Annotated in this window: 4 protein-coding genes; all 4 read left to right on the forward strand. The window is 43.3% G+C overall.

All coding sequences use genetic code 11. The annotated features are described in order from the left end of the window. The first annotated feature begins 156 nt into the window (after window positions 1-156). Window positions 157-1,563 (forward strand): TolC family protein, encoded by a 1,407-nt coding sequence (locus CWB80_RS19820; protein ID WP_138602764.1) that lies wholly within the window; start codon window positions 157-159, stop codon window positions 1,561-1,563. A 2-nt stretch (window positions 1,564-1,565) separates the two neighbouring features. Further along, entirely contained in the window at window positions 1,566-2,864 is a 1,299-nt protein-coding gene (locus CWB80_RS19825; protein ID WP_138602762.1) for an efflux RND transporter periplasmic adaptor subunit, read from the forward strand. After that, window positions 2,864-5,944 (forward strand): efflux RND transporter permease subunit, encoded by a 3,081-nt coding sequence (locus tag CWB80_RS19830; RefSeq protein ID WP_138602760.1) that lies wholly within the window; start codon window positions 2,864-2,866, stop codon window positions 5,942-5,944. The genes CWB80_RS19825 and CWB80_RS19830 overlap by 1 nt, the downstream gene beginning before the upstream one ends. 493 nt (window positions 5,945-6,437) lie before the next feature. After that, window positions 6,438-6,584: transposase (locus CWB80_RS23265; RefSeq protein ID WP_171041561.1), on the forward strand; the 147-nt coding region annotated here is incomplete at its 3' end.

The raw sequence follows: 6,584 nt of genomic DNA on the forward strand, positions 1-6,584 counted from the left end.
ATAGCTGATAGCTGATAGTTTGCAACTTACCTCCATTTTCCTACCGTTCATCGTCGTCAAATGTCAGGCAGTGTAATGTTATGTAAAGTCAGTTGAGCAAAACTTAGCGTGGTGCTTGAATTACACTCATAAATAGATGTTTTTCAGGTTTTTAGAATGAATTGGCAATATAAGCCGAGTTTATTGGCTTTAAGTGTAATTTTGCTAAGTGCATGTGCGAGCCAGCCGACTCACAATGAACGAGTTGCTGAGCTTGAGACAGTACCAAGTGCATGGCAGCAACTCCCTTCTAGCGACAAAGCGCTTGCTGTTGAAGATAACTGGTTGCAGCAATTACACGACCCTCAAGTTTTTACTTTAGTTGAGCAAGCATTAGCCCATAACCAAGCGATTTTACAAGCGGGCTATGATGTCGCGATTAAAGAGCAGCAGCTTATTGCTGCTGGGGCTGATTTATGGCCAAGCCTTGATTTATCAACACGTGCGAGCCGTAGTAAAGATAACCGCCCTGTTAGTTATAACAACGCCAGCTCAGCATCATTAGAATTAAGCTACGAAGTTGATTTATGGGGTAAATTATCAGCCTCAGAACGACAAGCAAATCTTGAATACCTAGCTGAAAAAGCCACATTTGAGCAAAGCAAACAACAATTAGTTGCTGATGTGGTAGCGGGTTGGTTTGATGTTATTACGAATCACAAATTACTTGAACTATACAAGCAGCGTGAGCAAAACGCAGAAAAAAATTTAGATATTATTGAGTCAGGTTATCGTCAAGGTTTAAATGAAGCGCTTGATGTTTATCTTGCTCGGAATGAGCTAAATACTGAGCGCTCAAACATTGCCGCACAGCAAGCAACGTTAACTAAATCAATTCGTGATTTAGAGCGTTTAACAGGCCAATACCCAACTGGCGCGTTAAGCGTTAGTGCAGATTTACCTCTACTCGACAGTGCCATTCCACTTGGTTTACCTTCAGAGCTTATCACTCGCAAACCTGAGTTAATGGCAAGCTGGTATCAATTGCTTAGCACCGACGCTGGGCTTGCTTATGCGCATAAACAGCGTTTTCCGAGCTTAAATCTTTCTGCATCAATCAGTGATGGCACAGATAGAGTGAGCGACTTATTTTCGCCTTCAAGCTTAGCGTGGTCGCTGATTGGTAGTATTTCGATGCCAATTTTTGAAGGTGGTCGCTTAAAAGCCAATGAAGAACAAGCAAGGTTAAACGTTAAGCGCCAAGAGCAGGCGTATCTTGCCACACTTTACGATGCCTTTAACGATGTTGAAACAGCCATCAGCCAAGAGCAAGCGCTTAAAGTACGCTACGAAAAAACCTTAGAAGCGCAAGAAAATGCCATTACCGCAGAGGCATTAGCGTTTGAACAATATCAAAGTGGTTTAGTTACCTACACCACGGTACTCGATGCACAAGACCGCTCGTTCAATGCGCAAAGTTCGGTAATCGAACTTAAAAACCAATTAATTATCAACAGAATCAACTTACATATTGCCCTTGGTGGTGATTTTAGTGAAGCAAACAGCGAAGTAGCAGAGCAATAATCATGAATAGCAAGACACGTAAAATTTTAATTCCATTGGTAGTGATCGTTGTGACGGTACTGCTTGTCATGTTTATTAAAGGCAACCCGCCTCAAGCAAACCGCTTTTCTTCACCGCCAAAAGCAAAAGTAAATGTGGCAGTTAAGACCCTAACACCAGAAACCTATCAGGTGATGATTGATAGTTTTGGCACCGTAAAGCCACGTACGCAAAGTATGCTGGTCGCGCAGGCTTCAGGGCAAATTATCGAAATTAGTGAGCAATTTCGTGAAGGTGGCTTTTTCGAAAAAGGCGATGTGTTGTTGCAATTAGATGATAGAGATCACCGCGCCGAAGTAAAATCAGCACAAGCAGCTTTATTAACCGCTGAGCAAAGCCTACTTGAAGAGCAAGCTCGTGGTCGTCAAGCAATTACCGATTGGGAACGCTTAGGAAAGGGTGAACAAGCAAGTAGCCTGGTACTGCGTAAGCCACAACTTGCAGCAGCCGAAGCAAGTGTATTGTCTGCCCAAGCGACGCTTGAAAAAGCGAAACTTGATTTAGAGCGTACAAAAATCACGGCACCATACGCGGGGCGAGTTTTAAGCCGCAGCGTAGACTTAGGTCAGGTGGTGAGTAATAACATGGAACTTGCCAGTATTTATGCCATTGATCGTGTTGAAATTCGCTTACCAATCAAAAATAAAGATCTGCCGTTCATTAACTTACCAGAACAATTTCGTGATGGTGCTAAAAATAGTGCCGGTTCACTCGTTAAATTTAGCTCAGATCTTGTTGGTAAACAGCAATGGCAAGGTCAAGTTATTCGCACCGAAGGTGCCATTGATGAAAGCGCGCAGCAGCTTTATGTGGTTGCACAAATTAATGACCCTTACAAAGCCACTTCAGCTAATCAATACCCAATTAAAATTGGTCAGTACATCAAAGCGCAAATTACCGGCAAGGCGATTGAAAATGCCATTGTGATCCCAAACAGTGCTATTTATCAAGGCACCTATGTTTATGTTGAAGAGCAAGGTGTGTTGCGTCGCAAAAACATCTCACTGGCTTGGCAAAACGCGACTCAAGCTATGGTTGCCGAAGGCTTATCAGCAGGAGATCACTTAGTGATTACGCCGCTTGGTCAAGTTAGCTCAGGTACCCAAGTGACGGTAATGGGAAGCGAAGCGTATCAAGCTACACGTGGTAAAGCACAGCGTCCAAGCCGTGAAGAGCTTGAAAAGCAAGCAAAAGAGCAAGGTATTACCGTTGAAAAATTAATTGAACAACGCCGCGCTGCTCGTAAGCAAGGAGCGGAATAATGATAGCTTGGTTTACAAAGAATCATGTTGCAGCAAACTTATTGCTGATCAGCATTTTATTAGCGGGGCTATTTAGCGTATCGACGCAAATACCACTTGAAGTGTTCCCGTCATTTGAAGCAGACCGCATTAGTGTTAGCGTGACCCTACGTGGCTCAACACCTGAAGATGTTGAAAAAGGTGTCGCTATCCGTATTGAAGAAGCGGTGCAAGATCTCGAAGGCGTAAAGCGCATAACTAGCCGCTCATCAGAAGGCTCTGCCTCGGTATCAATTGAAGTCGATACCGGCTATGACCCACGGGAGCTATTAGCCGATATTAAAAGCCGGGTTGATGCCATTAACACTTTTCCGGTTGATGCCGAAAAACCGGTTGTAGCCCTTGCACAGCGCACTCGTGAAGTAATAGCGGTAACCGTGTCGAGTGAATACGGCGAAAAAGAAACTTTAGAATATGCCGAACATGTACGTGATGACTTATTACGCTTGCCAGAAATAACTCAGGTAGAGCTAAGTGGGGTGCGAGATTACGAAATTGCTATTGAAGTAAGCCAAGATACATTACGCCAATATGATTTACGCTTATCGGACATTTCTTCAGCAATTAGTAATTCAAGTACCGATGTTTCTGCAGGTAACTTAAAAACCGAAGGGGGAGATGTACTCATTCGTTCAAAAGGCCAAGCCTATCGTAAAGATGAGTTTGCCCAAGTTGTGGTGAAGTACCAAGCTGATGGTACCATCATTCGCCTAGGTGATATTGCCCGTATTACCGATGACTTCGAAGAAACCCCAGTCCGTACTCGCTTCAATGGTAAGCAAGCGGCATTTATTGATGTGTATCGTATTGGTCCGCAAAGTGCGATTGAAGTTGCAGATGCGGTAAAAAATTATATTACCGAGCATCAAAGTCAGCTGCCTGAAGGGTTTGAGTTAAGCTTTTGGGATGACGACTCTGAAATCGTGAAAAGCCGTATTGCGACGCTAACAACCAATGCTATTCAGGGTGGCATTTTAGTTCTTGCATTACTTACCTTGTTCTTGCGTCCTGCCATTGCGTTTTGGGTGTTTATTGGTATCCCTGTGTCATTCATGGGCGCGTTTTTAGCGATGCCAATTTTTGGTATTACGCTTAATGTAATGAGTTTATTTGGTTTTATTTTGGTACTTGGTATTGTTGTTGATGATGCCATTGTGACCGGTGAAAATGTCTACACCCACCTAAAAACAGCCGAAAGTGGTGAGCAAGCTGCTATACGTGGTACGCAAGAAGTTGCGACCCCCGTTACCTTTGGTGTACTTACAACGGTTGCAGCATTTTTACCATTAGCCTTTATCGAAGGTAACCGTGGTGCCTTATTTGCGCAAATTCCTGTTGTCGTTATTCCGGTATTACTGTTCTCTTTAATAGAGTCTAAATTTGTTCTGCCGGCTCACTTAAAGTACTTAAAACTACGAAGTGAAAAAAGTAATCCGTCAAAACTGCAGCAGTTTCAGCAGCGTTTTGCCGATGGCTTTGAACACGCCATTATGAAGTACTATCAGCCGCTACTAAATGTTGCGCTAAAGAATAAATTAGCAACGGTCAGCTTGTTCGTGGGTATTTTCTTTATCATTTTGACCTTGATCACCAGCGGTTGGACGAAGTTTATATTCTTCCCGCGTATTCCAAGTGAAACCGTTCGCGCAGAGCTAACATTCCCTGCTGGAACACCGTTTGAAGTGACCAACAAATACATCATCGATATGTCAGATAAGGCCAAAGAGCTACAAGACAAGTATCGCGATGAAGAAGGTCAAAGCGTGATTTTAAATATTTTGGCAACCACAGGTGGCCGAGGTGGTTCTTCAAATACAGGTAGTGTGCGCTTTGAAATCACACCAGCCGAAAAACGTGAATCAGATATTGGCTCTCGAGAGCTTGCCAGTGAATGGCGTGACCTTATTGGTATTATACCGGGCGCAGAGAGTGTGACTTTCCGTGCTGAATTTGGTCGCAGTTCAGACCCTATTGATGTGCAGCTAAGTGGCAGCTCAATCGACACCCTTGAAGCTGTGGCAGAAAAAGTCAAAGAACGTTTAGCAACTTACCCAACTGTGTACGAAATTGCCGATAGCATGTCAGATGGTAAAGACGAGCTGCAAATTGAGCTAACAGAGCAAGGTTTAGCGCTTGGTTTAAACCGTGTTGATGTATCGCAACAAGTGCGTAATTCGTTCTTTGGTGCGCAAGTTCAACGTATTCAACGTGGTCGTGATGATGTGCGTGTAATGGTGCGTTTGCCAATTGAAGAGCGCCGCTCAGTTGCTGATTTAACCGATATTTTAATTAAAACCCCAACGGGTGGCACAGTGCCATTGTCGCATGTGGCGACCTTAGTACCGGGGCAAAGCCCTTCGTCTATTTATCGTATTGATCGCTATCGCACGTTGAATGTGACAGCCGATGTTGAAAAATCAAATACCAATATGACAGTACTGCAAGCAGACTTAAAAACCTACTTAGATGAGCTAATGGTGCAATACCCAGGTGTTGATTACTCGCTCGAAGGTGAAGCCAAAGAGCAGCGTGAATCATTTGGTTCACTCGCTTGGGGTCTGGTGTTTGTATTCTTTATTATTTATGCATTATTAGCGATACCGTTTAAATCATATATGCAGCCATTAATTGTGATGAGTGTTATTCCGTTTGGTATGATAGGTGCGGTAATGGGTCACTGGGTAATGGGCATGGAGTTAACCATTATGAGCCTACTTGGCATGCTAGCCTTGATAGGCGTTGTAGTGAATGACTCATTGGTACTGGTTGATTTTATTAATAAGAAGCGTGAAGAGGGCGGTGATTTACTTGAAACCGTTAAGCTCGCCGGTGCGGCACGCTTTCGCCCAGTAATGCTAACCAGTTTAACCACCTTTATTGGTTTAATGCCGCTGTTATTTGAAAAAGCAACGCAAGCACAATTCCTTATTCCAATGGCGGTAAGCCTTGGATTTGGGATTATCTTCGCAACGCTTATCACCTTACTATTAGTGCCAGTTAATTACCTATTAATGGAGCGCTTTCAGGGATGGTTTAAGTAGGGGTCGATAGGTTGAAAGCATGTGTGTTGGGTAGAGTGAAATGAAACCCAACACACAGGAGCTATCAGCTTTCAGATAAAAAGCTTTAAGTCGATCGTGCGGGTCTTTGAATTTAGATGTAGGCGTGAAATTTATTTCGCGCGATATTTCTTAAATAACGGGTAAGTCGTAGGTCGGGCTTTAGCCCGTCAATTAAACGATTATGTGTCGCTATAAATGACGACCCACAGTGCTTGACTCATTAGCTCGTAGGCTGGTTAGAGTAGAGCGAAACCCAACGCACAGGAGCTATCAGCTTTCAGCCGTCAGCTATCAGATAAAACATATAAGTTAGTCAGTTAGCGAGTTAGCAAGGTGAAAGAGCAAAGTTAGTACCGTAGGCGTGAAATTTATTTCGCGTGAATAAGAATAATAAGTTCTTGTACAAGAGAAAAACTACAGGGAAGATTGATCTGACTCCATAAAAGTAGACACCTTTTTGGAGTCAGTAATCATGAAAGTAAAGTCACAGCGTAGATATTCCCTCGAATTTAAAATAAAAGTCGTTCAAGAGTCGTTAGACACCACAGATACAGTTAAGATGATCGCTAATAAGTACGGTATTCATCCTGACATGCTATCAAGTTGGAGAAGTCACAGG

The organism is Pseudoalteromonas sp. S1650 (assembly GCF_005887195.1).
Lineage (GTDB): Bacteria > Pseudomonadota > Gammaproteobacteria > Enterobacterales > Alteromonadaceae > Pseudoalteromonas > Pseudoalteromonas simplex.

Coding starts and splice junctions, on each gene's coding strand:
- CWB80_RS19820 (WP_138602764.1), top strand. CDS start 157: ATGAATTGGCAATATAAGCCGAGTTTATTGGCTTTAAGTGTAATTTTG.
- CWB80_RS19830 (WP_138602760.1), top strand. CDS start 2,864: ATGATAGCTTGGTTTACAAAGAATCATGTTGCAGCAAACTTATTGCTG.
- CWB80_RS19825 (WP_138602762.1), top strand. CDS start 1,566: ATGAATAGCAAGACACGTAAAATTTTAATTCCATTGGTAGTGATCGTT.